Source organism: Nocardioides eburneus (genome assembly GCF_040838215.1).
GTDB lineage: Bacteria > Actinomycetota > Actinomycetes > Propionibacteriales > Nocardioidaceae > Nocardioides > Nocardioides eburneus.
Map to the genome: position 1 here is coordinate 24,218 of NZ_JBFPJR010000023.1, position 24,900 is coordinate 49,117.

General features: G+C 70.0%; 23 protein-coding genes. 10 read left to right on the top strand and 13 right to left on the bottom strand.

Annotated features, from left to right (window positions below; genetic code table 11):
* The first annotated feature begins 66 nt into the window (after positions 1-66).
* The 9 genes from eccCa (at position 67) to AB3X52_RS13365 (ending at position 10,067) form a co-directional block, all read left to right on the top strand.
* Complete coding sequence (gene eccCa / locus AB3X52_RS13325) at positions 67-4,023, top strand: type VII secretion protein EccCa (protein ID WP_367994577.1); 3,957 nt, start codon at positions 67-69, stop codon at positions 4,021-4,023.
* A gap of 197 nt (positions 4,024-4,220) precedes the next feature.
* Positions 4,221-4,580 carry a hypothetical protein gene (locus AB3X52_RS13330; RefSeq protein WP_367994578.1) on the top strand — a complete coding sequence of 120 codons (360 nt, stop codon included), beginning with the start codon at positions 4,221-4,223 and terminating at the stop codon, positions 4,578-4,580.
* Between the two features lie 54 nt (positions 4,581-4,634).
* Positions 4,635-4,949, top strand: coding sequence for a hypothetical protein (locus AB3X52_RS13335; protein WP_367994579.1), 315 nt, complete (start codon positions 4,635-4,637; stop codon positions 4,947-4,949).
* A 41-nt stretch (positions 4,950-4,990) separates the two neighbouring features.
* Complete coding sequence (locus AB3X52_RS13340; protein ID WP_367994580.1) at positions 4,991-5,356, top strand: hypothetical protein; 366 nt, start codon at positions 4,991-4,993, stop codon at positions 5,354-5,356.
* A 42-nt stretch (positions 5,357-5,398) separates the two neighbouring features.
* Positions 5,399-7,867 (top strand): DUF6571 family protein, encoded by a 2,469-nt coding sequence (locus tag AB3X52_RS13345; RefSeq protein ID WP_367994581.1) that lies wholly within the window; start codon positions 5,399-5,401, stop codon positions 7,865-7,867.
* A gap of 78 nt (positions 7,868-7,945) precedes the next feature.
* Positions 7,946-8,542 carry a hypothetical protein gene (locus AB3X52_RS13350; protein WP_367994582.1) on the top strand — a complete coding sequence of 199 codons (597 nt, stop codon included), beginning with the start codon at positions 7,946-7,948 and terminating at the stop codon, positions 8,540-8,542.
* 34 nt (positions 8,543-8,576) lie between these two features.
* Complete coding sequence (locus AB3X52_RS13355; RefSeq protein WP_367994583.1) at positions 8,577-8,990, top strand: hypothetical protein; 414 nt, start codon at positions 8,577-8,579, stop codon at positions 8,988-8,990.
* Positions 8,981-9,622 carry a hypothetical protein gene (locus AB3X52_RS13360; protein ID WP_367994584.1) on the top strand — a complete coding sequence of 214 codons (642 nt, stop codon included), beginning with the start codon at positions 8,981-8,983 and terminating at the stop codon, positions 9,620-9,622. The genes AB3X52_RS13355 and AB3X52_RS13360 overlap by 10 nt, the downstream gene beginning before the upstream one ends.
* A 109-nt stretch (positions 9,623-9,731) precedes the next feature.
* Positions 9,732-10,067 carry a hypothetical protein gene (locus AB3X52_RS13365; protein WP_367994585.1) on the top strand — a complete coding sequence of 112 codons (336 nt, stop codon included), beginning with the start codon at positions 9,732-9,734 and terminating at the stop codon, positions 10,065-10,067.
* 68 nt (positions 10,068-10,135) lie between these two features.
* Here AB3X52_RS13365 and AB3X52_RS13370 read toward each other — a convergent pair whose 3' ends face one another.
* The 6 genes from AB3X52_RS13370 to AB3X52_RS13395 all read right to left on the bottom strand — a co-directional run bounded on the left by AB3X52_RS13370 (position 10,136) and on the right by AB3X52_RS13395 (position 16,474).
* Positions 10,136-11,248, bottom strand: coding sequence for a 5-methyltetrahydropteroyltriglutamate--homocysteine S-methyltransferase (locus AB3X52_RS13370; protein ID WP_367994586.1), 1,113 nt, complete (start codon positions 11,246-11,248; stop codon positions 10,136-10,138).
* A 142-nt stretch (positions 11,249-11,390) separates the two neighbouring features.
* Entirely contained in the window at positions 11,391-12,641 is a 1,251-nt protein-coding gene (locus AB3X52_RS13375; protein WP_367994587.1) for an ABC transporter substrate-binding protein, read from the bottom strand.
* Positions 12,638-14,104: an amidase gene (locus AB3X52_RS13380; protein WP_367994588.1), complete on the bottom strand. Its 1,467-nt coding sequence runs from the start codon at positions 14,102-14,104 to the stop codon at positions 12,638-12,640. Before AB3X52_RS13380 ends, AB3X52_RS13375 begins: the two co-directional genes overlap by 4 nt.
* An 80-nt stretch (positions 14,105-14,184) precedes the next feature.
* Positions 14,185-14,757, bottom strand: coding sequence for a TetR/AcrR family transcriptional regulator (locus tag AB3X52_RS13385; RefSeq protein WP_367994589.1), 573 nt, complete (start codon positions 14,755-14,757; stop codon positions 14,185-14,187).
* Positions 14,758-15,146: 389 nt separating this feature from the next.
* Positions 15,147-15,899, bottom strand: coding sequence for a hypothetical protein (locus tag AB3X52_RS13390; protein ID WP_367994590.1), 753 nt, complete (start codon positions 15,897-15,899; stop codon positions 15,147-15,149).
* On the bottom strand, positions 15,899-16,474 hold the full coding sequence (locus AB3X52_RS13395) for a hypothetical protein (RefSeq protein ID WP_367994591.1): 576 nt from the start codon (positions 16,472-16,474) through the stop codon (positions 15,899-15,901). The genes AB3X52_RS13390 and AB3X52_RS13395 overlap by 1 nt, the downstream gene beginning before the upstream one ends.
* Positions 16,475-16,665: 191 nt before the next feature.
* On the opposite strand from AB3X52_RS13395, the gene AB3X52_RS13400 reads away from it, so the two are divergent.
* The gene (locus tag AB3X52_RS13400; RefSeq protein WP_367994592.1) at positions 16,666-17,136 is read left to right on the top strand and encodes a TroA family protein; all 471 of its coding nucleotides are present in this window, start codon (positions 16,666-16,668) and stop codon (positions 17,134-17,136) included.
* Between the two features lie 8 nt (positions 17,137-17,144).
* On the opposite strand, the gene AB3X52_RS13405 is transcribed toward AB3X52_RS13400, so the two are convergent.
* The 7 genes from AB3X52_RS13405 to AB3X52_RS13435 all read right to left on the bottom strand — a co-directional run bounded on the left by AB3X52_RS13405 (position 17,145) and on the right by AB3X52_RS13435 (position 24,891).
* On the bottom strand, positions 17,145-17,792 hold the full coding sequence (locus AB3X52_RS13405) for a hypothetical protein (RefSeq protein ID WP_367994593.1): 648 nt from the start codon (positions 17,790-17,792) through the stop codon (positions 17,145-17,147).
* 46 nt (positions 17,793-17,838) lie between these two features.
* Positions 17,839-18,885, bottom strand: a complete 1,047-nt coding sequence (locus tag AB3X52_RS13410) for a hypothetical protein (RefSeq protein ID WP_367994594.1) — start codon at positions 18,883-18,885, stop codon at positions 17,839-17,841.
* Between the two features lie 403 nt (positions 18,886-19,288).
* Positions 19,289-20,101, bottom strand: a complete 813-nt coding sequence (locus AB3X52_RS13415) for an IclR family transcriptional regulator (protein ID WP_367994595.1) — start codon at positions 20,099-20,101, stop codon at positions 19,289-19,291.
* 90 nt (positions 20,102-20,191) lie between these two features.
* A complete protein-coding gene (locus AB3X52_RS13420; RefSeq protein ID WP_367994596.1) occupies positions 20,192-21,361 on the bottom strand; it encodes an enolase C-terminal domain-like protein in 1,170 nt (389 codons plus the stop codon).
* Positions 21,362-21,371: 10 nt separating this feature from the next.
* The gene (locus tag AB3X52_RS13425; protein ID WP_367994597.1) at positions 21,372-22,568 is read right to left on the bottom strand and encodes a mandelate racemase/muconate lactonizing enzyme family protein; all 1,197 of its coding nucleotides are present in this window, start codon (positions 22,566-22,568) and stop codon (positions 21,372-21,374) included.
* Positions 22,565-23,752 carry a mandelate racemase/muconate lactonizing enzyme family protein gene (locus AB3X52_RS13430; RefSeq protein ID WP_367994598.1) on the bottom strand — a complete coding sequence of 396 codons (1,188 nt, stop codon included), beginning with the start codon at positions 23,750-23,752 and terminating at the stop codon, positions 22,565-22,567. Before AB3X52_RS13430 ends, AB3X52_RS13425 begins: the two co-directional genes overlap by 4 nt.
* 2 nt (positions 23,753-23,754) lie before the next feature.
* Positions 23,755-24,891: an ABC transporter ATP-binding protein gene (locus AB3X52_RS13435; RefSeq protein ID WP_367994599.1), complete on the bottom strand. Its 1,137-nt coding sequence runs from the start codon at positions 24,889-24,891 to the stop codon at positions 23,755-23,757.
* Between the last annotated feature and the right edge of the window lie 9 nt (positions 24,892-24,900).

The following is a 24,900-nucleotide window of genomic DNA, read 5'->3' on the forward strand; positions in this document are numbered from 1 at the left end:
CATATCGTTCGACAGTCCGGCGGCACGCGTACGCAGAGATCACACCAGAATCCGGGGCGGAGATCGATGACCACCACGCTCGTGAAACGGCCGGCGCGCATCCAGCCACCGGGCGCCCACAGCGAGCCCCTCACCATCGCGCCGCCGCCCGCGCGCGGTCAGAGCGCGCCCGCGATGGCCGGCGCGAGCATGATGATGATGCCGATCATGAGCGGGACCGGCTCGCTCACGGTCGCGGTGACGCAGCGCGACAAGCCGATCGTCGCGGTCGCGGCGTTCCTCGCGCTGATCGGGTCGATCGCGATCGGCGTGCTCATGATGATCAGCCAGCGCAGCGGCACCAAGCGCCAGGTCCGTGAGGGCCGGGAGCGCTATCTCGACTACATCGAGGCGCTGCGTCACAGCGTGCGGGAGCAGGTCGCCGGCCAGCGCGCCGAGCAGGCTTGGCGCTACCCGTTGCCGGCCGAGCTGGTCGGCCTCGGCCGCGACGACACCCGCCGCTGGGAGCGGCGCCCGCCGCACGGCGACTTCCTCGCCCTCCGGGTCGGCACCGGCGACGTCGCGCTCGCCGCCGGCCTCACTCTCGACGCCGACACCGGACCGCTCAACGACTTCGACCCCGTCTGCCTGCAGGCCGCCCAGGAGCTCCAGCAGCGGTACGCCGTCCTCCACTCCCAGCCGATCACGCTGTCCCTCCGGTCGGTCAGCCAGTTCAGTGTCATCGGCCCCGCCGCCGTACGCCGCAGCGTGGCCACCGGGCTGGTGCTGCAGCTGGCGACCCTGCACAGCCCGAACGACGTCGCGATCGCCGTCGTACGCTCCGACGCCGCCGCGGCGGCGTGGGACTGGGTCAAATGGCTCCCGCACGTGCAGGACCCGGCGGCGTACGACGGCGAGGTCCCCGCCCGGCGGGTCGCGAGCGACGTACCCGCCCTGCAGGAGCTGCTCGCGACCGAGCTGGAGGCCCGGCTCGACCGGCACCAGCGGGCCCGCGGCTCGCAGACCGGCCCGGGGTCCCACCTGGTCGTGGTCGTCGATGGCGACGGCCTCGCTCCGGCTCAGATCGCGTCGCCCGACCCCCAGGTCTCGCTGGCCGAGCTCGGCGTCCACGTCGTGAGCCTCCTCGACGACCCGCGACAGGAGCCGGACACCGTCGACGCGCGCCTCACGCTCTCCCCCGACGGCAGCGCCGCGGAGGCGAGCTGGCGGAGCGGAGGGTTCGCGCCCGACCTCCCCGAGCGCGGCCTCGAGACGGTGGTCGCCCGCTCGATCTCGGCGCTGCGGCTCACCCTCGAGGACGCCGCGACCGGCGGGGAGCTCAACGACACCGTCGGGCTCCCCGAGATCCTCGGCGTCGACGACCCGGCCCGGCTCAACCTCAGCCGCACCTGGCGGCCGCGCCCCCTGCGCGACCTGCTCCGGGTCCCGATCGGGGTCGGCGTCGACGGCCGCACCGTGATGCTCGACCTCAAGGAGTCCGCCCACGGTGGCATGGGCCCGCACGGCATGGTCGTCGGCGCGACCGGGTCCGGGAAGTCGGAGATGCTCCGCACCCTGGTCAGCTCGCTCGTCATCGGCCACGGCCCGGACCGGCTCGCGCTGATGCTCGTCGACTTCAAGGGCGGCGCGACGTTCGCCCCGATGTCCGAGATCCCCCACATCGCCGGGATGATCACGAACCTCCAGGACGACCTGACGCTCGTCGACCGCATGCGCGACGCGCTGTACGGCGAGATGCAGCGCCGCCAGGAGATCCTCAAGGCGGCCGGCAACCTGCCCAACGTCACCGCCTACCAGAACCTCATCGACGCCGGCCAGGACCTGCCGCCGCTCCCCCACCTGCTCGTCATCATCGACGAGTTCTCCGAGCTGCTGACCGCGAAGCCCGACTTCGCCGACCTCTTCGTCGCCGTCGGCCGGATCGGCCGCTCCATCGGGGTCCACCTCCTGCTGGCCACCCAGAAGCTCGAGATGGGCAAGATCCGCGGGCTTGAGTCGCACCTGTCGTACCGGATCGCGCTGCGCACGTTCTCCGAGGGCGAGAGCCGCGACGCCATCGGCGTACCCGACGCCTATCACCTGCCGCCCGAGCCCGGCTCCGGCTACCTCAAGGTCGACACCACCGTGTTCGAGCGGTTCAAGGCGGCGCTGGTCTCGGCGCCGTACGTCCCCCCGGTCGCCGACCGCAAGACCACCGTCCCCGTCGTCCCCTACGTCGCCGTGAACGGCCTCGGCGCCTGGCTCGCCGCCCAAGCGACCGAGGCCGACGACGCGGAGGCCAGCGCCGCCGCCGAGGGCCCCGGCGCCACCAGCGTCCTCGACGTCCTCTGCCGCCAGATCGTCGACGCCGGGGCCGCGCCGGTCCGTCCGGTCTGGCTGCCGCCGCTGCCCACCGAGCTGCCGCTCGGCGATCTCGTGGACCTCGAGCGGGTGGCCGACCGCACCACCTGCCACGCCGTGGTCGGCCTCGTCGACGACCCGCGCAACCAGGCGCAGCACCCGCTCGACTACGACTTCACCGGTGCGGGCGCCAACCTCGTCATCACCGGGTCGCCGCAGACGGGGAAGTCGACCCTCCTCCGCACGCTGCTGCTCTCGCTCGCGAGCGCCTACGCGCCCGGAGACGTGGTGTTCTACTGCATCGACCACGGCGGCGGCTCCCTGACGCCGCTCGCCGACCTGCCGCACGTCGCCGCGGTCGCAACCCGCGTGGACCCGGAGAAGATCAGCCGGACCGTCAACGAGGTGCGCTCGCTCCTCGACGCCCGTGAGGCGTTCTTCCGCGACCACGGCCTCGACTCCGCCGCCGCCTACCGGCGTGCCCGCGCCGCGGGCGAGGTCCCCGACGACGCGATGGGCGACGTCTTCCTGGTGGTCGACGGCTGGGGCACGTTCCGCGACGAGTACGACGACCTCGACTACGTGATCTCCGACCTCGCCGCACGCGGCACCAACTTCGGCGTCCACGTCGTCATCACCGTCACCCAGGCGATGCAGGTCCGGATGCGGATGCAGGGCTCGATGGGTGGCCGGCTCGAGCTACGGCTCAACGACGTCTACGACTCCGAGTTCGACCGCAGCGTCATGGAGCAGATCCCCAAGGAGGCGACCGGGCGCGGCATCACCGGCACCCGGAAGGAGGCGACGCTCTTCCAGGCTGCGCTACCGGCGATCGGCCTGCCCGACGAGGCCGGCCGCGACACCCGCGGACAGGACGCGCTGATCGAGGCTCTCACGCAGAAGTGGGCCGGCCGCTCGGTCGCGAAGGTCGAGGTCCTCCCCACGCTGGTGCGCGCCTCCGAGCTGCCCGCCGTCGAACCCGGCGACCGGGGCATCCTCGTGGGCCTGTCCGAGCTCAACCTCGGTGTCGCCGAGATCTCGCTCGACGGGGCCGACCCGCACCTGCAGGTGTACGGCGACGGCGAGACCGGGAAGTCCAACCTGCTCAAGCTCATCATCAAGAACCTCGTCGCCGGCCGCAGCCCCGACGAGATCGGCATCGCGGTCGTCGACTACCGCCGCTCCCTGCTCGACGTCGTCCCCGAGGACTACCTCCTCACCTACGTCACCGGCCCCGAGCAGGCCGCACAGATGGCCAACGAGCTCGGCGACGCCATCCGGAAGCGGGTCCCCGGCCCCGACGTCACCTCCGAGCAACTCCGGACGCGCACCTGGTGGTCGGGTCTCGACGTCTTCGTCATCGTCGACGACTTCGACCTCGTCTCGACCTCGCAGGGCAACCCGCTCAGCCCGCTCGTGGAGCTCCTTCCCCAGGGCCGCGACCTCGGCTTCCACCTGGTCCTCGCCCGGCGTACGGGCGGGATGTCTCGCGCCGTCTTCGAGCCGATGATCCAGCGGCTCATCGACCTCAGCGCGCCGGGCTTCATGTTCTCGGGCGACCGGCTCGAGGGCCGCCTCGTCGGCGGACATCCGTCCATGCGCCTCCCGCGGGGACGGGCGATGTACGTCGGCCGCGACGGCGGCTTCTCGCTCGTCCAGACGGCGCTGGTGGAGGAGGAGTAGGCCCGCGTCTCCCCCCTTCCTCCGTCGCCGAGCCGGAACTCTTCGCAGGATTTCCGCGTCGGAGGTTTCGGGGTCGGCGGTCACGGGCAGCCTTGATGGTCACAGAGGGCTGGCTTAGCGTGGCACGGCCCGACAGACCACTCCCAACCCAGAGGAGAACCTCGGGGGTTGGGCCTTGAGGGGGAAAGGACCAGACGATGACCGCCAACCGGGTTTCACTGACCGAGGGCTACACCGGCGCCCAGCAGAAGAACAACCAGATCGGTGACGAGGCCAACAACGCCAACTCCACCGCCAAGAAGCAGCACGGCCACACCGAGACCTTCCTCGCCGCCAACAAAGGCGCCCTCGCCTCCCAGGGCGGCAACGGCTCCACCGCCACCGCCAACAGCTTCGAGGCCGGCTCCCGGCTACACGGCGCCAACGCCGAAGGCTCCACCCAGTTCCTGCGCCAGACCGCCGCCCACGAGGAGTCCGCCTCCCAGACCCAGGGCACCGAGTCCCGCACCGCCCAGACCGCCGCCATGGACCTGGCCGCCAAGATCAACAAGATCTGACCCACCCCGGGCACACGCCCTGAGCTGAGTGAGAAGGACTTCGAGGAGACCCAGATGAGCAACCACGACCAGGTCCGCGTCGACCGCGCCGCCTACCAGACCCACGCCGACGACACCCACGCCAACCTCGCCAACTTCCGCAGTGGTGCCGACAACGTCGACCGCCAGCAGGCCCACCTGCAGAACATGACCGAGGACGGCGCCGGTTCGACCGAGTACGCCAACGCGCGCGGCGCCACCCGCCACGCCACCGAGGACATCCACACCAACAACACCAAACTCGTCAACCGCACCACCGAGACCGCCGACGAGTTCATCTCCAACGTCACCAACGCCGCCGCCAAGACCATCCGCTCCATCGGCGGCTGACGCGGCACTGGAAGCAACACACGAAGCAGGGGGACGGAGCAGTGGGCAAGGGCGCTGTCACCGGGATGAACGTCACCGGGCTCCACGGGACCGGAACGGCGGTCGCGGGCCGCAGCGGTGACGCGGGCTCGCACGCCAACACGATGCGCTCGGGCGTCGAGAGCGCTGCCGGCGTCGCGGGACACCCCGAGGTCACCGCCGCCCTCAACGCCTTGGTCAACGACCACCTGCTCGACCCGGTCGCGAAGCTCCCGGGTCTGATCGCCTTCGCCGGGGACGGCATCGCCAACCTCGCCGCGACCGGCCGCGACGAGGACAACGCCGGCGGCCAGGCCGTCCACGCGCAGGCCGCCGGGACCGACACCGCCGCCCTCGGCCTCTCAACCCGGATCAACCGCGCGGTCTGACCGCCGCGTCCACACACCGCACCACGAAACTCGGAGAACACCGTGGTCCAGCTCTTCGCCGACTTCAAAGAACTGCACGGCTCCTCGCCTTCAGACATCCTCAACGCCGCCAGGGACCCCCAGACCTCCGGCCGGGCCCTCGTGTCCCTGAGCCAGGACCTCGTCGACGACGCGAAGAAGACCCACCAGAACACCGAGGGCGACATCCAGGCCATCACCACCGCTCCCCACCACGGCGCGAAGATGTGCCTCCAGCTCGGCAACATCGGCCAGGTCGCCGCCGGCTGCCTAACCAAGTTCGGCACCGCCGCCCAGACCTTCGACAAAGGCGTCGAGAAGCTCAACCACAAGATCTCCACCTCCGGGCTGCGCGACCCCAGCCAGCCCGACGTACGCAGCGGCTCGACCGAGACCATCCAGCAGAACGTCAAGAACTCCCTCGAACCTGACTACCGCGCCCTGGTCAAGACCCTCGACAAGGAAGCCGGCGACACCGCCACCCTGCTCAAGCACCCCAACGACGTCGAGACCGTCAGGGCGCTGATCGACGGTGGCTTCATCCCGCTCGCCGCCGCCACCAACTGGCCCAACCTCCATCTCACCGACGAGGACCGCGCCAAGTACTACACCGCGACGATGAAGGACATGTCGCCCGCGGACCGGGCGAAGTACCTCATCGAGCACAAGGAGATCTCCGGGAAGGTCGTCGACCTGATCCTCGCCAAGGACCCGACGACCGCCAAGGAGCTCGGTACCGACGTATCGAAGAAGATCTCGGGGATCGACAAGGACTCCTCCGACGGCGACGTCCGCGACGTCACCGCGCTGCTGAACAGGTTCGGTGACAGCGGCGTCGCCTCCGCGGCGATCCTCCAGGCGACCGGCGCGAAGACGCTGATCAGCGCTCTCAGCCTGGCCGGCATCCGGATCTACAACAACGACCGGAAGACCACGACCGACTTCACCGCGTCGCTGCGCACGATGTTCCGCTCCGGTGAGCCCGTCCTCGCCACGCAGGACCCGGAGGCCTCTCGCGACCTCGCCCGCGACCTCGTCAAGCAGGTCGACCTGCGCAATCTCGACGCGACCGACGAGGACGTCCCGCTCGCGAACCGGCCTGTCGCGCTGTCGTACCTGCTGCGAGGCAGCACCCTCAGCACACCGTTCCTGGACACGATGGGCGACGAGCTCGAGCACCTCGAGCGCACCACCGACGACTTCCACTGGCGCCAGTCCACCATGGGCTCGCTCGGGGTCGGCGCATTCTTCGATCCGGACCACCAGGACGCCGCCTGGGACCCGATGGCCTCCTACATGGACGCCCTGGGCCACAACGGCAAGGCCTCCCTGCAGTTCTTCGACGCCGGCGGGGACAACCCCTACGGCTCCACCGGCGACGACCGGCAGAAGTACTGGATCGGCCATCGGTTGTGGAGCCACGACGACTTCGACGGCCTCACCTCGGCCCTCGACGCCGCCACCACGAATCCGTCCAACCTCTCCGACCCCACCACCGCCCGCGACGCAGCCAGCCTGATGTCGAACGCCACCCACCTGCTCGCCGAACGCTCCAGCGTCGACTGGGGAAGCGGCCACGACGGCGAGTCCTTCGACCCCGGCAACGTCGACACCGCCGGCACCAAGCACGTCGCGCACATGCTCACCACCTACATGCCCGCCATCGACAAGGCATTGGCCGACCACGGTGGCGACCACGCGCCGGGGCTCGTCACCCTGACCGGTGACCGGTTCGGCGCCGGACTGGCCGACCAGCCCCTCTTCGACGGCGCCGGTCTCAAGACGCTGGCCGACGTGGCCGTCTCCACCGACGACGGGTTCAACGACATGCGCCAGGGCCTCAACGCCTACCAGACCATCCAACTGCAGAACAGCATCCACGATCACGGCCGAGTCGACGACCAGACCAGCCAGGCCGACGCAAAACTCGAAGGGCTCTTCGTCAACGCCGTCGGCGACACCAAGATCGCCGACGCCGCCGACCAGGACGCCCGGGTCCAGTCCTGGATCGACATGGGCAAGGACGTCGTCGGCGAGATCCCCGTCCCCGGCGGCAAGGTCGTCGAGTTCCTCGCCAGCCACGCCATCGACGCCGGCGCCGACAGCCTGTCCGACCACTACGCCAACAACGAGGACACCGAGGTCGACTCCGAGAACAACTACGCCACCGCCGCACTCAGGGCCCGCCACGAGGCCGCCCAGAACGCCCTGGTCAACGCCGGCGTGATCAAGCCCTCCGAGGTCGCCCACCAGCTGACCACCGTCCCCAACACCAGCTACACCCGCGAGCAGGTCGAGAACTGGTTCCCCGACGGCAAGTTCCCCACCCAGGCGCAGTACAACGCGATGAGCCCGCAGGACCGGGCCTCGATGCGCGACGCCCTCGCCACCATCGTCGACGACCGCGGCCTCAACGACATCCCCGACTACGATCAGACCTACCAGGACATGTTCTCCAAGTACTTCGAGAAGGGCGACGGCGACGGCAACTAGCCGGTCCGACTTGCCGAAGTGACCGATCTTCGATGGGGTGTGGGTGTGGGTTTCGGGAAGGCCGCGGCGGCTGTGATTGTGCTGCTCCTGGCTCTCGCCGGTGTGCTCTCAGCGTGCGGCGATGACACCGTCGACGTCCCCAGCGGTGTGCTCGGCCCCGACGTGGTCGGTGGCACGCCGTACGACGACTTCTTCCAGCACATGGGCACCGCGAACAGCTGTGGCCTCGACAGCATCGAGCTGTTCGGCGGCACCACGACGCAGAACACCATCGCCTACCGCCGCACCATCGACGGACACCACGAGTACCTCGTCATCGGCGCCTACAAGCGGGCCCCGGTCAACACCCGTTTGGCGCTAAAGGAGCTGGCCGAGGGCATCGCCAGCAAGCTGTGCAACACCCCGCCCTACACCGCGGCGCGGCTCCACCTCGACAGCACACCGAGCGCGTTCGCGTTCAAGGCCTCCAGCCACGGGACCGACTTCGACACCGAGAAGCCCTGGCACAGCAACATCCTCCGGTCCTACACCTACCTGCAGCAGAACTTCGACAACACCATGGTGCTGGTCTCCATCGAACGCACCGACGGCACCTTCCCCTCGTCGACCGAACTCGAGGAGCTCACCGCCAAGCAGGTCGCCAAGACCCGAGCCGCACTGGCCGCCAAGGCCTGACTCCCCGAGGGAATCTCTCGAAGCGATGTCTCGGATGCACGTCTACGGCGTACGCCTCACCGCCCCGCTCGCCGCAGCCATGGTTCTCGCCGCTGCATGCGGCGACGACTCGGTCCAGGTCCCCGACCGGCTGCTCAGCGAGAACAACGTCGGCGGCACGGCGGTGGGACATGTCTGGGACTACATCGGCGGCAACGCCGGTCTTGAGCCCTGCAGGATCGATGGCGGGCTCTTCAGCGGCGCGACTGACGACAACGCCATGGCCTACCGGCGCACCGTCGAGGGCCACACCGAACACATCGTCCTCGGCGTGGAGGAGACGCACCTATACCAAGCGGCCCCCTTCCGAAGGGCGACGGCGACGGCAACGAGCGACCACACCGCCGCATCCCGTTATCGTGTCGAGCACGTCACCGGATCACCGAATCGAGTCCCTTTGTGCGGTTGAAGAAGTCCCTGACCATGGTCGTTGCCGTGGCTGCAGTGGGTGGCCTACCAGCAGCCTGCGGTCACGACACCCCCGAGGTACCCGAGAGTCTCCTCAGCCCCGAGGTCGTTGGTGGCACTCCGTTCACCAACATCTGGGACCACCTCCGCACCTCGAACCCATGCACGCTCAACAACGCCGAGCTGATCGGCGGCGCCAACGAGAAGAACAGCATCGGCTACGAACGCAGCATCGATGGCCACACCGAATACGTCGTCATCGGGACCTACGAGCGCGCACCGGTCAACACACGTCTCGCGTTCGACCAGCTCGGACGCGACATCGCAAGCAACAAGGTCTGCAATACACCGCCGAACCACGTGGCTCGACTGCACCTCACCAAGACCCCCAAGGCGTTCGCGTTCAAGGCCTCCAGCCATGGCACGCGGTTCGATCACGACAGCCACAGCGAGAAGCCCTGGCGCAAAAACATCCTCCGGTCCTACACCTACCTGCAGCAGAACTTCGACGACACCATGGTGCTGGTCGCCATCGAACGCACCGACGGCACCACCCCACCGACCAGCGAACTCGAAGACCTCACCGCCAAGCAGGTCGCCAAGACCAAAGCCACACTGGCCGCCAAAGCCTGACCCCTCAAGGGAATCTCTCGAAGGTCCCGACAAGATCGGGAAGGAAGGCGAGTACACCGAGCGCAGAAGCATCAGATGAGGACCGGCCTCAGCCGGTGGATGAACACCGATGCTTCCGGCTACGCGGAGTCGCTTCCTGCAGGTACGCATCGGCGACGTGACGGACGGCGCAGACTACTGGCACAAGAAACTCACCGAAGAGGCGGAACAGTACGGCTGCCGGATGAAGCACACCAACGACCCCGGCTTCGGCTACGCCTGCGACTACGAGCAGGGCATCTACGCCGCCGGAGCGAGCGTCAATGTCCTCCGAGGCGACAGAATCATCCGCGTCACTGCCTATCAGTGGCCCGACGCCGCGCCATCAGAGCGTCTCGCATTGGCGGAGCAGGTCGCTCGGAACGCGGACAAGAACCTCACGGCCTACGACGACGCGCGCTCCTGAGCCGACGCTCGGGTCCGAGATCCACGGACCGGACCCGCTGCCGACGGACCGCACCGAGTTTTCCGCCGTCAGTCGCCCCACACGTCGCGGGAGATGTCGACGATGCTGCGGACCTTCGCCCACTGCTGGTCCTCGGTGAGGACGTTGCCCTCCTCGGTCGAGGCGAAGCCGCACTGCGGGCTGAGGGCGAGCTGCTCGAGCGGCACGAACTTCGTGGCCTCGTCGATGCGGCGCTTCACGTCGGCGGGGTCCTCGAGGTCGCCGCTCTTGGAGGTGATGAGCCCGAGGACGACCGTCTTGTCGCCGTGCGGCAGGAAGCGCAGCGGCTCGAAGCCGCCGGCGCGCTCGGTGTCGTACTCCAGGAAGTAGCCGTCGTACGCGGTGTTGCCGAGCAACTGCTCGGCAACCGGCTCGTAGCCGCCCGAGGCGATCCAGGTCGAGCGGAAGTTGCCGCGGCACACGTGCGTCGTCACCACCATGTCGTCCGGCTTGTCGCGCAGCGCGTCGTTGAGCACCCCGGCGTACGCCTCGGCGAGGTGATCGGTCCTGATGCCACGCTCGGCCGCCTTCGCCATCTCCTCCTTCGAGCACAGGTAGGCCCAGGCGGTGTCGTCGAACTGCAGGTAGCGGCAGCCGGCGTCATAGAAGGCGGCGACCGCGTCGCGGTAGGCCGCTGCGAGGTCCGCGAAGATGTCGTCGCGGTGCTCGTAGAGATCGGTGGTGATCGCGTCCCGCTCGAGCCGGAAGTGCAGCACCGTGGGCGACGGGATCGTCATCTTGGGGAGTACGCCGGCCGGCGCCTGCTCCTTGACGAAGCGGAAGTGGTCGAGCATCGGGTGGTGGTCGGGGAAGGCGATCCTCCCGTTGACCTGGACACCGCGCGGCTTGGTCTCGACGCCGGTGAACGCGATCCCGTGGTCGAGCTCGACGACGTCGACGCCGTCGAGCATGCCGAAGTAGTCGAAGTGCCACCACGAGCGCCGGAACTCGCCGTCGGTGACCGCCTTCAGCCCGTTCTCCTGCTCCTTGGCGATCAGCTCGCGGATCTGCTGGTCCTCGATCTCGCGCAGGCCGGCGTCGTCGAGGGTGCCGGCCTCGTGCGCCTCACGGGCCTGGTGGATCGCGTCGGTCCGCAGGAAGCTGCCGACGACGTCGGCGCGGTACGGCGGGTTCGTGCTCATCCTTGAACTCCTTCTCCTCGTGCTGCCTGGGTCCCCCACTGGCACGGTAGCGACCCCCGGCCCGCCGGCGTACAGCGGTCCGCCGTACGACGGCAGCCCACGTGCCCGGGCGCAGACCGCGATCACCGGGTCGCGGCATCGCTCAGCTGACGTCGATGGGGTCGTACCCAGTGCCGTTGAACTGCTCGAGGATCACCGAGGAGATCGCGGGCTCGCCGTCGATGGTCGTGTCGACCTCGGCTCCGTCGAGCATGAGTGGTGTCCGGTAGCCCTTGATCGAGAGAAGCTGCTTCATGAACTCGGCGCGCGTCGGCTCGGTCATCTGCTGGAACGCCTTGTCGAGGATCGACGCGGCCATGTAGCCCCACATGCAGTGCGGGAACTCGGGGGTCTCGGGCTCCTTCGTGTACTTCGCGAGGTCGGCGACGAACTTCTTCACGTCGGCGTCGTCCGCGTAGGCGGGGTCGTCGGGCGTCTTGTGGTAGCCGATCGTGTACACGTGCGGGAAGGCATCCGCCCCCGCCGGCTTGAGGATCGGCGCGACACCGGACGTGTTCGACGGCAGGAACCAGCTCGGCAGCCAGCCCAGGGTCTGCGCCTTCTTCATCGCCGACACGGTCAGGTGCGGCTGCGACACGGCATTGAAGATGACGTCGGCGCCGGTCGCGGCGAGGGTCGTGATCTGCGCGTCGAGCGACACATCGGACACCTCGTAGGTGAGCTTCTTCGTGATCGTGACGTTCGGAGCGTCCTTCACCGCGTCCTCGAAGCCCGTCAGGTAGTCCTGGCCGTAGTCGTCGTTCTGCGACAGCACCGCCACCTTGTGCTGTCCCGAGGCGGCGAGCATCTCGCCGAACGCGCGGCCCTCTTCGACGTACGTCGGGAAGGCGTCCAGCTGCATCGGCGACTGCTCACGATCGCTGAAGAGCGGGTCGCCGGTGCCGGTCAACACCTGCGGCACGCCGTCGGCGATCGCTGCCTCGCGGAACGCGCGGTTGGTCGGCGTGCCGAGTCCGATCGCGATGGCGAACGCGCTGCCCTTGAGCTGGTCGTAGTTGGCCTTCGCCTTCTGCGGGTCATACGCGTCGTCGAGGACCTTCACCGTGACCTTGCGGGTCTTCCCGTCGCCGAACCTCACCCCGCCTTCGGCGTTCTTGCCACCGAAGTAGGCGATCGCGCCGTCGGCCGTGCACGTCCCGGGGCCGGCGACCGGGCCACTCAGCGGGGAGCTGATGCCGATCGTGACGGCGGTGTCGGTGATGCCGGGTGAGGACGCCCCGTCGCCGCGGCCTCCTGTGTCGGAGCGCGCGCCGCAGCCGGCGAGGGCGAGTACGGCGGCGGAGAGCACGGCGACGGCGCCCATGCCTCCACGTGCGCGACGGTGGCTGTTCATCGGTCGTTCCTCTCGTGTGAAGCGGGGGTCGGGACCTCGGGCCCCCACGCGGGCGGCGGGGCGGCCTCCTGCAGCGCCATGCCCAGGGCGAGCAGATGCGCATCCGCATCGGCGGGGCCGACGAGGCTCACGCCGACCGGCATGCCGGAGCGCGTCCCGATGCCGGCGGGCAGGGCCGCGACCGGGAAGCCGGTCACGTTCCAGGTGGCGGTGAACATCGTGAGAGGGTCGGTGCCACCGGCGGGCTTGCCTGCGTCGTACCCGGGGCCCCGCAACGGTGCGGTGATGGCGCTGGTCGGCTCGAGGAGGGCGTCGATCCGGTTCTCGCCGAACCACGTGTCCCACTCCGCCGTCACGGCGCGGCGGCGCGTCTGCGCACGCAGGTATGCGTCGACGGGCAGCGGCGCGGCTCCTGGGTCGACGAAGGCGCGGACCGAGGCACGGTAGTCGTCCAGTCGGTGGCGGTGCTGGGCGTGGTAGGCACGGGCCTCGGCGATGAGGATCGTGTCGTAGTCGGCGGACGAGAGGTCGTCGGGCGCCGCCAGCTCGACCAACTCGGCACCAAGGGACGAGAGGAGGCCGCGGATGCGGTCGTAGCCGTCACGCACATCGGCGTCGACGGCGTCGCGGTCCGCACGGGGCGTGATCGCGATGCGCCGACCGGCGAGCCCGACCCGCTCTGGGGCCGGAATGGCCCGGCCGCCGAACACGCCCCACGGGTCCCGGCTCGCGGTGGCGGCGGAGAGCACGGGAAGGAGCAGCGCGCAGTCGGCGAGCGTGCGGGCGAGGGGGCCGACGTGGTCGAGCGTGGCGGCCAGCGGGATGACGCCGTCCATCGGCACACGGCCGTAGGTCGGCTTGAACGACGAGACGCCGCAGAGCGCCGCGGGGATGCGCACCGAGCCCGCGGTGTCGGTGCCGAGGGCGGCGGGGACCATGCCTGCGGCGACTGCGGCGGCCGATCCACCGCTGGATCCGCCGGCACTGTGGGCGAGGCTCCACGGGTTGCCGACCTGGTCGGTGGTGCCGCCCGCGGCGAACTCGTGCGTGTGGGTGTGTCCGGCGTAGACGGCACCGGCGGCGGCGAGCGCTGCCCAGGGGGCGCTGTCACGCGTCGCGGGGACGGTGTCGAGCACGCGGCTCGAGGCGGTGAGCGGCTGGCCGGCGACCGCGAAGAGGTCCTTGACGGCGATCGGGACGCCGCACAGCGGCGACGCGTCTCCCGCGGCGATCCGTACGTCGGCCGCGGCCGCGTCGCGGAGCGTCGTGTCGGCGTCGAGGTGCGCCCAAGCGTTGACGGCGCCGGGCCCTCCGTCGTACGACGGCGTGCCGCCGTTGCGCTGGGCGACGCGATCGAGCACCATCTCGGCGAGCTGGACCGCTGTGAACTCACCGGTGCGAAGACGGGTGCCCAGGGCGTCGAGGCCTGCGTCGAGTGGGTGTTGGATGTCAGGATGCGCCACGCCGCACACCGTAGGAAGGGGCGGCCGACGGCGTCGGCGAAGTGAGAGGAATGCGGTCGGTTCCTCGCAGTTCGCGGCGTTCAGCGGGTGAGCACGACGCGGGCGAGGTGATGCGCGTCGATACGCGGCGCGCAGAAGCCGTTGATCAGCGTGGTGAGCTTCGGAATGCGGCGCCCCACATCGCGGATGCCGCCGACGAGATCGACGAGGTCCATCGGGTCGGCCCAGGGGACGACGTGGCCCGCGTCGGCGGCCACGCGCCACAGCGCCTCGAACCGCCCGGCGAACTCCTGCCGCACGGGCAGGATGGCCACCGGTGTCTGACCGACGTCGACGCCGGCGGCCGCGATGAACTCGGCGTCGTCGGTGACCATGAGCGAGAAGCGGTCGAGCGTCTTGACGATGTCGATCAAGGCGCGCTCGGGCTTCCCGGAGCCCGCCGCCCACGCCGTGGCACGACGCCAGCGATCGACCGAGACCTCGTCGATGAGCGCCTGCTTGCTGCCGAAGTGGCGATAGACGCTCGCGGGACTCACGCCCGCGCGGCCGGCGATGTCGTCGACGCTGATCTTGGCGCTGCCGGTCTCGGACATCAGCTGCCAGACCGAACGCAGCACCGTGGCGCGTGTGCGCCGCGCATCATCACGGAGCATGTCTCTCTCCTCGTCACCGCGAGCGGGACCCGCGCCGCGTCCGTGCGCTCCGCTGCGATGCGGCGCGGATCACGGCCGACTGTAGCCGCGAACGGGCCGGGCGGCGTGGGAGTTCCGGCGGATGTGAGCCGCCGCGACGACGAGGCCGCGGCCTCGTCAGGCGCACCCGCCGTGTTCGACGACCCGCACGTCAGCGGAGGACGCCGACCGGAAACGCCGAAGGCCCCGGTCTCTCGACCGGGGCCTTCTCACGTGGGTCGTTTGTGCGGGAACTGGCACCCGGCCTGACCTGCGAAAATGCGACGGGCTCCGGCCGACCGGCGACTTCGATCCCCTGCCAAGCGCCGCAGTATCCCCTTGCCGCTGGTAGACACCATTTTGGTCGACAGTCAGGCGTCCGCCCGGTTGGGGAGGAACGCGCGAGTGGCAGCAATCAGCCGCCCCATCGCCGGAACCTCGTCCTGACATGCCGCCCAGCAGTCGAGGGCAAGCGGAAGCGACGCGACGCTCCACACCTTCTCGCTCACGAGACCATCGAGGAACTTGCGTGTCGACTCCCCTGACGGGGAGATCAGAAGGAACGCGAAGTCACGGGGACTCGATGCAGCCAGCCCTGCCGGAATCCAGCGTGTGGTGGCGGCGTAGGTGTCGGCCTGATGCACGACGGGGTAATGCATGCCGGTCCCTCTGGCGACCTTCCACATGTCGCCTGAGTCGCCGCAATGGGTGGCGGTCCCGCAGCAGTCGGGGTCGAAGTGCGGCGCGTCGAGACGGGGCTCGGTGTCGGCGAGGTAGGCGTCGTACACCAGCCGCGAGATGTCGTCCTTGGCGCCGTGCGTGTGGCACAGGGTTCGCAGGTTCACGCGGGCATGCCAGTTGGTGGCGTTCGACCGCGTCTCGCTATGGGCGCGCTTCACCTCCAGCGCGATCGCCGCGGTGTCGTCGCCGAACCCGAGCGCACCGTCCGGGGCAGGCGGCCCGTTCACGGTCCATGCATGCAGATCGCCCATCGTTGGCGCGTCACGCAGCGGCCCGCGCACGACCGACTCCAGCAGTCCGTCGGTGACCGCTCGGGCGAGCCGCGGATCACGGGTCGGGACGATCGCGTCGAGCAGCAGACGAGAGTACGTGGTCTCGCGCATCAGACCTGTTTGATCAAAACGTTCGTACCGCTCGGCACCTCGATGATGATGCCGCCGCGCGGGTTGCGCGTGACAGTGACCGAGGACAGGAGCGGGTCGGTCTGATCGACCGGGACTGCATCGTCCATCCCGAGGGTGCGACGCGAGGCCATCTCCTGCGCGCACGCGAGCATGGCGTCAACAGTGGTCGTCTCCCTCGCGGAGGGCGGATAGGGCTTGCCTAGTCGGAGCGGCCGAGGTGGCATCCATCCCCCGGAATAGCCCCGCCGCCATCTGAAGGTTTCGCCGATCAGCGTGTGGTAGCGGTCTTCGGCGGGCGTCGGTTCCTGGAACCGGTAGCGGCCCTCCGCGTCGATGACGTACCCGTTGATCTCGTACAGGGAGACGAATCGGTTCTTGTAGACGCCGCCCACATGGGTCACCTGGTCGGCGTTGTCCCTGCCGACTCGACGCCAGTTCCCGACCGTCCACTCCTGGAGGTGCCGGAGCGCCTCATCCGGGTCGTTGAGAAGGTCGAGAACCTCGGGATAGGTGTTCGTGAGGTGGACGGGAAGAAGCGTCTGGGGCATAGACACATCGCCAAACATAACGCACCACTGACAGTGATGCGTAGGACCGTGTTGCCGAAGTGGTTGAACTGCCGCTCAGCCTTCCGCTGCGCCGTCCGCATCTGTGACCTGATCTGGGCTTCCCGTGGGACCAGGCGACCCTGACCATCGGCAAGGCGATCGGGAAGGCTGCCGAGGCTCGGCGGCTGGTCGGCGGAGTGAAGGCGAAGTTCACCGCTGCCCGCAGGGAGCACCCCGAGTTCGGCTGCCGCACCGGCGCGATGGCGACCATGTGGGAGGGCTACTTCATCTACTGCCGCGACGACCCTTGCACCCGAATGCTGACCGACCTCGGGTTCACCTTCCCCGACCCCCTCGACGCGGTCACCGGCAACACCTACGGCAGGAGCATCAGCGTCGAGCGCGCCGACCTCCTCGACTCCGAGGTGCTCGTGTGGCTGCTCGACCACCCCGCGAGCGACACGAAGAAGCTCCACGACGGCACCGTCTACGACCGGCAGCGGACCGTGAAGCAGGGCCGCGAGGTGCTGGTCGACCAGTCCTCCGACTACGGGAACGCGATCTCCTTCGTCTCACCGCTCAGCCTTCCGTACGTGCTCGACCGACTCGTGCCCCAGCTCGCGGCCGCCGTCGACGGCGACCCCACCACGGCCGTACCGGCGGCCTGAGAGGGCCATCAGGCTCCGAACGCGCGCTTGACGTACGCCGTGAGGAAGTCCTGTCCCCACGTGGGCTCGTTCAGGCCGAAGTCGATGCCGAGTGTGCCGCGCTCGGATGGCTCGGTGAGCGCCACGCTGTAGTCGTCCAGAGGATCCGGTCCGCGCCACGCCGGGTGTCCGGCGACCTTGCGATCGGTCGTCGCCTGCAGCGGGTCCCGGCTCGCCCACAGCCCGACGAGATACGTGTGATCCCCGCTGTCGACGACCAGCAGGCAGCGACGTGGACTGCCGACCTGATCAGCGGTCAGAGCGGTGACACGTCCCTCTACATCGACGTCGGCGAGCGTCTCCTGGCCGAGCACGCACAGGAGCGACGGATCGGCTTCGCCGTACCGGATCAGCTTGATCGGGTCCGTGGGAACGTCGTCACGCTCCCGCTTGTCTGCGGCGGCGCAGTCCGGAGCGACTCGGGCGCCGAGCGTCTTGCATACCTTCGGGACAGGCGATGTCACGGGCGCGACCGGCGCGACCGCACTCCAGTCCTGCTTATCAGCGACGTGCCGGACCAGAAGTCCCGCAGCGATGGCCACTGCGGCGACGGCCACCGATACGACGAGCACTCGACGATCCATACCCGCACCGTTCCCCAGGGTCGGATCATCCAACCGCGTCTGTTTGGGACTCGGATGAGCACTGCGTGGTCCTCTGAGACTACGCCCGAAATAAGTGAAACCCCAGGTCACCCTGGGGTTTCACACCGCTGCTCTGTTGTGCGCGATCCAGACCCGCGCATGCCCGTGGCCACGAGAAAGTCCCCACTGGCGGCCAGGTCGACACCCCATTGTGGCCAATTAGAAGTCCCCACCCGAAAGTCATCCACCGAGCCCCCCTCAACGCGCTCACCACGATTGGCTCCTCTCGGCTCCGTCGGTATGACCGAGTCGAGGTGGCCCACATAGGTATTGGGTTCATCAGAAGTACCGCGAGGTGCTCCGGAAAGGGCAGGAACTGGCCGAACGCCAGGCGGCCGGAGTGTGAACCAGCCGCCGAGCTCTGCTTCACCGTCGCCACGTCGTTAGCCGCAGGCCAGCCTCGCATCCCACCGCCAGGAGGGCCGACCGGAAAGGCGAGGTCAAGTCCGCTGGGGATCTCCGCAGTCCTGACGAGGGTGCGGGTCTGAGCAAGGTGGTGTTCAAGCTTGCTGAAGAAGCGCTTCAGCCGCGCGAGGCGACTCGCAGGGCCGATGCAGAGTTCAGCCGGCGTGTAGGTCTCGACCATGTCGATGATGCTGTCGACCCAGTTGTTGTCGCCGTTGACAGCGTTGGACTTGGCACCGCTGAGTAGGCCGTACTGGAAAGGGATGCCGTCGATGACGAAGCGGACTCCGAAGTACTTCCGTGGCCGATCGGAGAAGTAGAGGAGCTGCGCTCCGAGTTCTGCCCGGACGCGACGCCCCTCCTCGTTGTCCAAGATGGGGGTGACGCCCAGGTCCAGAGCCCGCGCCACCTGAGGTAGGTGCTTGTGAGGCTCCAAGGTCTGTTGAATCATCTTGGCCAGCAGCAGATGGCCGTACTCCGGCGACTCACGAGCGGCGAAGCCGCAGGCTGCGCCGTGGATGGCAGCGCTCGCAGGAGACCCCGAAGCTGCGGGATTTCGCCGGCGCGCGCGGCGGCGTCCGCTGGTGTTCTGGAGCCGCTGAGCCCGGGCGGCCTGCGCCAAGGGCAACGTCTCTGAATGGTCAATGGTGGGCTGGGTCAAGGGGTCCTCCGGAACCGACGGGTCAATGCGCACTGAGACAGTCCGCGGTCGGTGGAGGACGGCAATCACGCCTGTCCAGACTGTCCGCCGGAAATGGGTGGGCGTGCGCCCACTCCCGCTTGGAGGATGCGTCGTGCCCGTGTCCAAGCCCTCGAATCCGCCGACAGAAGGCGGCTTATGGACCGTCACGCGGAGCGAGGGAGTAAGCCTGGCTCTCCTGAAGCGTCGCCGACGACGTGCCCCCTAGGCACTGGTCGTCGCCGGTCCTGGAAGTTCAGTGGTCCATCACGCCTTCGCGTCAATCAACCTCGCACCAGCTTCGGGTCGAAAGGACGCGACACCGGATCGCGGCCAACCCCGGTGACGCGACCGTGACCGTCCCGTGGACGCTCGGGCCGAGGGCTCAGCCGGGTTGCCGCATCCGTGGCACGCCACCGCGGAAGCCGAGGTTCTGCGAGACGCTCCGGCTGGCGGCGCGGACCGCGGGGATGAGCGCGGTCGGCTTGGTGGGGCCCTCGGCGGGCAGGACGAGCGAGAGCGCCGCGACAACGGAGCCGTCGGCGTCGTGGATCGGGCAGGCGATCGAGACCGCGGCGGGCGTCGAGGTGACCTGACGGTCGGCGACGGCGACGCCCGTACGGCGTACCTCGGCCAGCGACGCGCGGAGCTTGCGCGGATCGGTGACGGTGTACGGCGTCCACGCCCGCAGCGATCCGCGGAGGACCTGCTCCTGGACCTCGGTCGGCGCGTGCGCGAGCAGGACGAGCCCCACCCCGGTGGCGTGCAGCGCGAAGCGGCCGCCGACGGTCGTGAGGACGCGGACCGCGCCCCGGCCGGCGAACCGCTCGACGTACACGACCTCGAGACCGTCGCGCACGGCGAGCTGGACGTTCTGGTGGGTGGCCTCGTAGAGGTCCTCCATCGCCGTCAGCGCGGCCTCACGCAGCGCCGGGCCGCGCGGGGCGCGGGTCGCGGTCTCCCACAGCCGGATGCCGACCTGGTAGCCCGCGCTGGTCTCCTCCAGGGCCCCCCAGCGCAGCAGGTCGGTGACGATCCGGTGGGCGGTCGAGAGCGGCAGCCCGGTGGCGCGCGCGATGTCGGAGAGCGTACGGCGCGGGTGGCGCGCGTCGAAGGACGCGAGCACGTCCATGGTCCGGGTGCTCAGCGAGCGCCGGTCCTCCTCACCGGTCCTGATCTTCTTGCCTGTCAACGCCACCGTCCGATGATCCGCACCCAGCGCGCGCCCGAGCCCGCAGCGCGAGTGACCTTCGTCAGAGTGATCCACTATGGTCGCTCCTCAGAGGGTTCACTCCGCGACGAATGTCTCGACCTCGTGAGCGGCGATCCACTCCTCGTCAAGGGTCACGCCGAGGCCGGGACCGGTCGGTACGTCGACGGTCCCGTCCGCGTCGACCGACTCGAGGTCGTCGCGGAAGTCGGCGTACACGGGAAAGCCATCGGAGACGCTGTGCAGGCTGGGGGCGACCAGCCCGAGCTCGTAGTAGTTGGTGTTGCGGATCGCGGACATGCAATGCCGGTGGGCCGGGCCGGGGCCGTGTAACTCGACGTCGAGCCCGAACCCCTCGGCCGCATGGGCGAGCTTCATCGCCCCGGTGATCCCGGCATCGAGCCCGGCGTCGGCGCGGACGAAGTCGGTCCCGCCGGCGACGACCTGGTCGACGTGAGCGCTGAAGCCGCGGACGTGCTCGCCCATCAGCAGCGGCGTGCGGAGCAGCTCGCGCAGCCGGCGGTGGGCGTGGGCGGAGACGCCGCCCTCCTGGTAGGGGTCCTCGTACCAGAAGTAGCCGGCCTCGTCGACGGCCCGCCCGACGGTCAGCGCGTCGGCGAACGTCACGTAGGCGCAGGCCGGGTCCAGCATCAGGGCCACGTCGGGCCCGACGGCGTCACGCACCGCGTGCACCGTCTCGATCTCACGGGCGAGCGACCCGTCGTTCCAGCCGTGCACCTTGAAGGCGCGGTAGCCCAGCCGGCGGCACTCGGCGGCGAACTCGGCGTAGTCCTTCGGCGAGGAGAGCGGCCCCGACTCGTCGCCGTGCAGGGTCGAGGCGTACGCCGGCAGCCGGTCCTTCCAGCCGCCGAGCAGCTGGGACACGGGGACGCCGTACGCCTTGCCGGCGATGTCCCACAGCGCGATGTCGATCGGGCCGATGCCGAGTCGGTCGTACTTGCGCCAGGCGCGCTGGAGCGTGGTCCAGAGGTACTCGCGACGGAACGGGTCCTGACCGACCAGCCAGCCGGCGATCGACTCGATCTGCGCCGCGGCCAGGCCGTTCACCCCGGTCGTCCAGGTGTGCTGACCCTCGACGCCGGCGTCGGTGGCGATCCGCAACACGTACCCGGTGACGGTGCGCACGCCGTCCTCGCTCGCGACGGGGTAGAAGCCGCTCGCGTCCATCGCGCGACCGGTCTGCTGCCAGCGCAGCCTCGTCAGCGACACCTGGGTGATGGCGGTCAAGGCAGTCTCCTCAGCGGTCGTGGCCGGGCAGGTGGCGCTCCGGCCGGGGGAAGGACGAGCCGGTCTGGCCGGGATAGTCGGCCAGGAGATCCTCGCGCACCTCGATGCCGAGGCCCGGAGCGTCGGCGATGACGGCGACCCCGCCCTCGACGGTGACGCCTCCGGTGATCAGGTCGTCCCGCAGCGGGTTGGCGAGCGTCGCGTCGGCCTCGTAGATCGCGTTCGACCCGCCGGCCGCCGCGATCAGGTGTGCGGCGGCGGCTTGGTTGATGACGGTGTGCGAGATGTGGGGCGCCAGCCGCAGCCCGGCCGCGCCGGCGAGCGCGGCGATCCGGAGTGCCTCGGTCAGGCCACCGACCCGGCTCAGGTCGGGCTGGACGACGTCGAGCGCGCCGCGCGAAATCCACTCGCCGAACTGCACCGCCCCCGCGAGGGTCTCCCCCGCCGCGACCGGCACCCAGCGCTGGGCGGTCAGCGACCGGAACGCCTCGATCCGGGTCTTCGGATACGGCTCCTCGAGCCACTCGACGCCCAGCTCTCGGGCCGCCGGGGCGAGCCGCGCCAGCTCGTAGGACAGCCCGAGGTTGGCGTCGGTCATGATCCGCAGCGACTCCCCGAACTCCGTGCGTACGGCACGCAACCGGGCGAGGTCGCGGTCGTGGCTGTCGCCGACCCGGACCTTCACGGCGGTGAAGCCGCGCTCGACGAGCGCCCGGACGGACTCGACCAGCCGGGCCGGCTCGGTGTAGCCGAGGGTGAACCCGCCGGCATACGCGTCCAGATGGCGGGTCTCGCTGCCGAGCAGCCGATGGACCGGCACGCCGAGATGCTTGCCGTAGGCGTCCCACATGGCCAGGTCGATGCCGCTCAGCGCGAGGGCGAAGCCGCCGGCCATCCCGGCCGAGGCGATGAACCGCTCGTTCGTCTCGCGGTTGACGCCGACCGTGTCGCTGACCCGTCGGCCGAGCACCACCTCCTGCATGGTGGTGCGGACGATCTCCGCGACGGCGGTCCCGGCGTGGCCGTGGAACGCCTCGCCCCAGCCGACGGTGCCGTCGTCACAGGTCACCTTCACCAGCACGGCGTCGCGCCGCAGCGCGCTGCCCAGCCCGAGCGGGTCGGGCCGCCGGTCGAACTGCGCGGTGACCGTGAACGCCTCGAGCGCCGTGATGTCCGGGACCGAGCGGGTCCGGGCGGGCTCGGTCACCGTGCTCCTCCGTTCGTCATGGGGTGTGCCCGCAGGGCATCCTCGTCCACCTCGCAGCCCCAGCCAGGCGCCGTCGAGATCGTCAGCGTGCCGTCCTTCACCGCCGGCGGGGTGACCAGGTCGTCGCGCCACGGCACCGCGTCGACGTCGACCTCCAGGATCGCGACGTTGGGTGCGACGGCGGCGTACTGCGCGCTCATGTGGGTCAACAGGTGGCTGCCGTAGTTGTGCGGCGCGACGTTGAGGTCGTAGTCGTCCGCGATGTCGGCGATCCGCAGCGACTCCAGCAGCCCGTTCCAGGCGACGTCCACGATCGGCACGTCGACCGCGCCGGCCTCGAGGACGCGGCGGTAGGCGCGTCGGCCGGACAGCGTCTCGCAGGACGCGATGCGGATGCCGGGCACGCTCCGGGCACGGGCGAGCGCGCCGACGTCGTCCGCGTCCACCTCGAGCCAGGCGACGCCGGCGTCGGCCAGCGTGCGCGCCAGTCTCTCGATGCCGTCGCCCTTCACGTTGAAGTTGGCGTCAAGGAACACGTCGACGCCCGGCCCCGCCCCCTCGCGCAGCGCGGCGACGACGTCGACGACGCCCGCGACGAGCTCCCGGTCGAGCTCGACGGCAGGCCATCCCGGGCCGCCCCACGCGGGCAGCCGGAGCCGGACCGCATCGCCGTCGAGCAGCATCAGGTTGGTCTTGAGCGCGCGATAGCCGGCGGCGGCCACCTGCGCCCCCATCGCGCGTACGTCGTCGAGCGTGCGCAACGGCTCGGCGAGCCCGGCCTCGGCGAGCCTGATCCGGCCGAGCCCGCAGTGCGACCAGTAGAGCGGGATCTCCTCGCGCAGCGCGCCGCCCAGCAGCTGGGCGACGCTCGCACCCTCGGCCCGCGCGGCCGCGTCGAGGCAGGCGTTGACGAGTGCGCCGGTCGCCCTCCGATTGAGTCCCTCCTCCGCCTCCCGCACGCGGGAGCGGAGCAGCTGCTCGACCCGCCGCCAGCCGGCGGCGTCCTCACCGACGAGGAGGGCGCCGAGCCGCTCGACGACACCGGCGAGCCCGATGCCCGACAGACCGCCGTCGCTGATCTCGGCCCAGCCGGTGTGCCCCGCGTCGGTGCGCACGGCGACGTACGACCAGTAGCGCGCCCCGGCGCTCGCGTGGAGGACCTCGACCCCGCTGATCCGCAGCATTCTCAGAGCCCGGCGGCGGGGACGAAGTGGACGTCGGCGGCGAGCACGCCGACGGCGACCCGCTGGCCGGGCTCGACGCCGCTGTCGATCCGCAGCTCGGCGCGGACCGAGGCGCCGCCGACCTCGAGCGCGACGTCGAGGTGGCTGCCGAGGAACGCGACCCGCTCGACGGTGCCGTCCCAGCGGTTCTCGCAGCGCTCGGCGGCCTCGCCGACCACGACGTTCTCGGAGCGGAATACCGCGGACGCGGCGTCGAGGGGTACGTCGTCCCCGGCCGCCTCCGCGCCGACGACCGCGATGCCGGTGGCGGTCTCGAGGCGACGCCGGCTCGTGTCGAGCCGGCCCGGCAGGATGTCGGCCCGACCAACGAACCTCGCGGCGAACTCCGACCGCGGCCGGCGGTAGAGCTCGCGCGGCCCGTCGGCCTGCTCGATGACGCCGTCGCGCAGCAGGACCACGTGGTCCGACATCGACATCGCCTCCGTCTGGTCGTGGGTCACGTAGACGCTGGTGATGCCGACGGTCCGCTGGAGCTCGAGCAGCTCGACCCGCATCTGCTCGCGCAGCGCGGCGTCGAGGTTGCTCAGCGGCTCGTCGAAGAGGAGCACCTTCGGCCGGGTCACGATCGCGCGGGCGAGGGCGACGCGCTGCTGCTGGCCGCCGCTCAGCTCGGTGCCGTAGCGGCGGGCGTACGACGCCAGGCCCACCAGCTCGAGTACCTCCTCCACCCGGTCGGCGACCTCCTGCTTCGGGAGCCCCTTGAGGCCGTAGCCGACGTTCTTCGCGACCGTCATGTGGGGCCAGACGGCGTACGACTGGAAGACCATGTTGATCCCCCGCTTCTCCGGGGGTACGGCGCGGCCGGGGCCGGCCACGACCTGGTCCCCCACCTTGATGGTGCCGCCCGCGGCCGGCTCGAGGCCGGCGATGCAGCGCAGCGTCGTGCTCTTGCCGCAGCCGCTGGGGCCGAGCAGGGTGAGGAAGCCGCCCGGCTCGATGGAGAACGAGATCCCCTTGACGGCCTCGACGTCGCCGTACCTGATCCGGAGGTCGTCGACGGAGAGCGCCGAGCCGCTCGGCGTCCGCGCCGCGGTGCCCGCGACGCCCGGCTGGGCCTCGGGGCTCGCCTGTGTCGTCATCTGTCCTAC

Excerpts from the sequence above, each read along its gene's own strand:
- eccCa (WP_367994577.1), top strand. The coding sequence starts at position 67 with ATGACCACCACGCTCGTGAAACGGCCGGCGCGCATCCAGCCACCGGGC.
- AB3X52_RS13330 (WP_367994578.1), top strand. The coding sequence starts at position 4,221 with ATGACCGCCAACCGGGTTTCACTGACCGAGGGCTACACCGGCGCCCAG.
- AB3X52_RS13335 (WP_367994579.1), top strand. The coding sequence starts at position 4,635 with ATGAGCAACCACGACCAGGTCCGCGTCGACCGCGCCGCCTACCAGACC.
- AB3X52_RS13355 (WP_367994583.1), top strand. The coding sequence starts at position 8,577 with ATGCACGTCTACGGCGTACGCCTCACCGCCCCGCTCGCCGCAGCCATG.
- AB3X52_RS13365 (WP_367994585.1), top strand. The coding sequence starts at position 9,732 with ATGCTTCCGGCTACGCGGAGTCGCTTCCTGCAGGTACGCATCGGCGAC.
- AB3X52_RS13370 (WP_367994586.1), bottom strand. The coding sequence starts at position 11,248 with ATGAGCACGAACCCGCCGTACCGCGCCGACGTCGTCGGCAGCTTCCTG.
- AB3X52_RS13375 (WP_367994587.1), bottom strand. The coding sequence starts at position 12,641 with ATGAACAGCCACCGTCGCGCACGTGGAGGCATGGGCGCCGTCGCCGTG.
- AB3X52_RS13385 (WP_367994589.1), bottom strand. The coding sequence starts at position 14,757 with ATGCTCCGTGATGATGCGCGGCGCACACGCGCCACGGTGCTGCGTTCG.
- AB3X52_RS13390 (WP_367994590.1), bottom strand. The coding sequence starts at position 15,899 with ATGCGCGAGACCACGTACTCTCGTCTGCTGCTCGACGCGATCGTCCCG.
- AB3X52_RS13430 (WP_367994598.1), bottom strand. The coding sequence starts at position 23,752 with ATGCTGCGGATCAGCGGGGTCGAGGTCCTCCACGCGAGCGCCGGGGCG.
- AB3X52_RS13435 (WP_367994599.1), bottom strand. The coding sequence starts at position 24,891 with ATGACGACACAGGCGAGCCCCGAGGCCCAGCCGGGCGTCGCGGGCACC.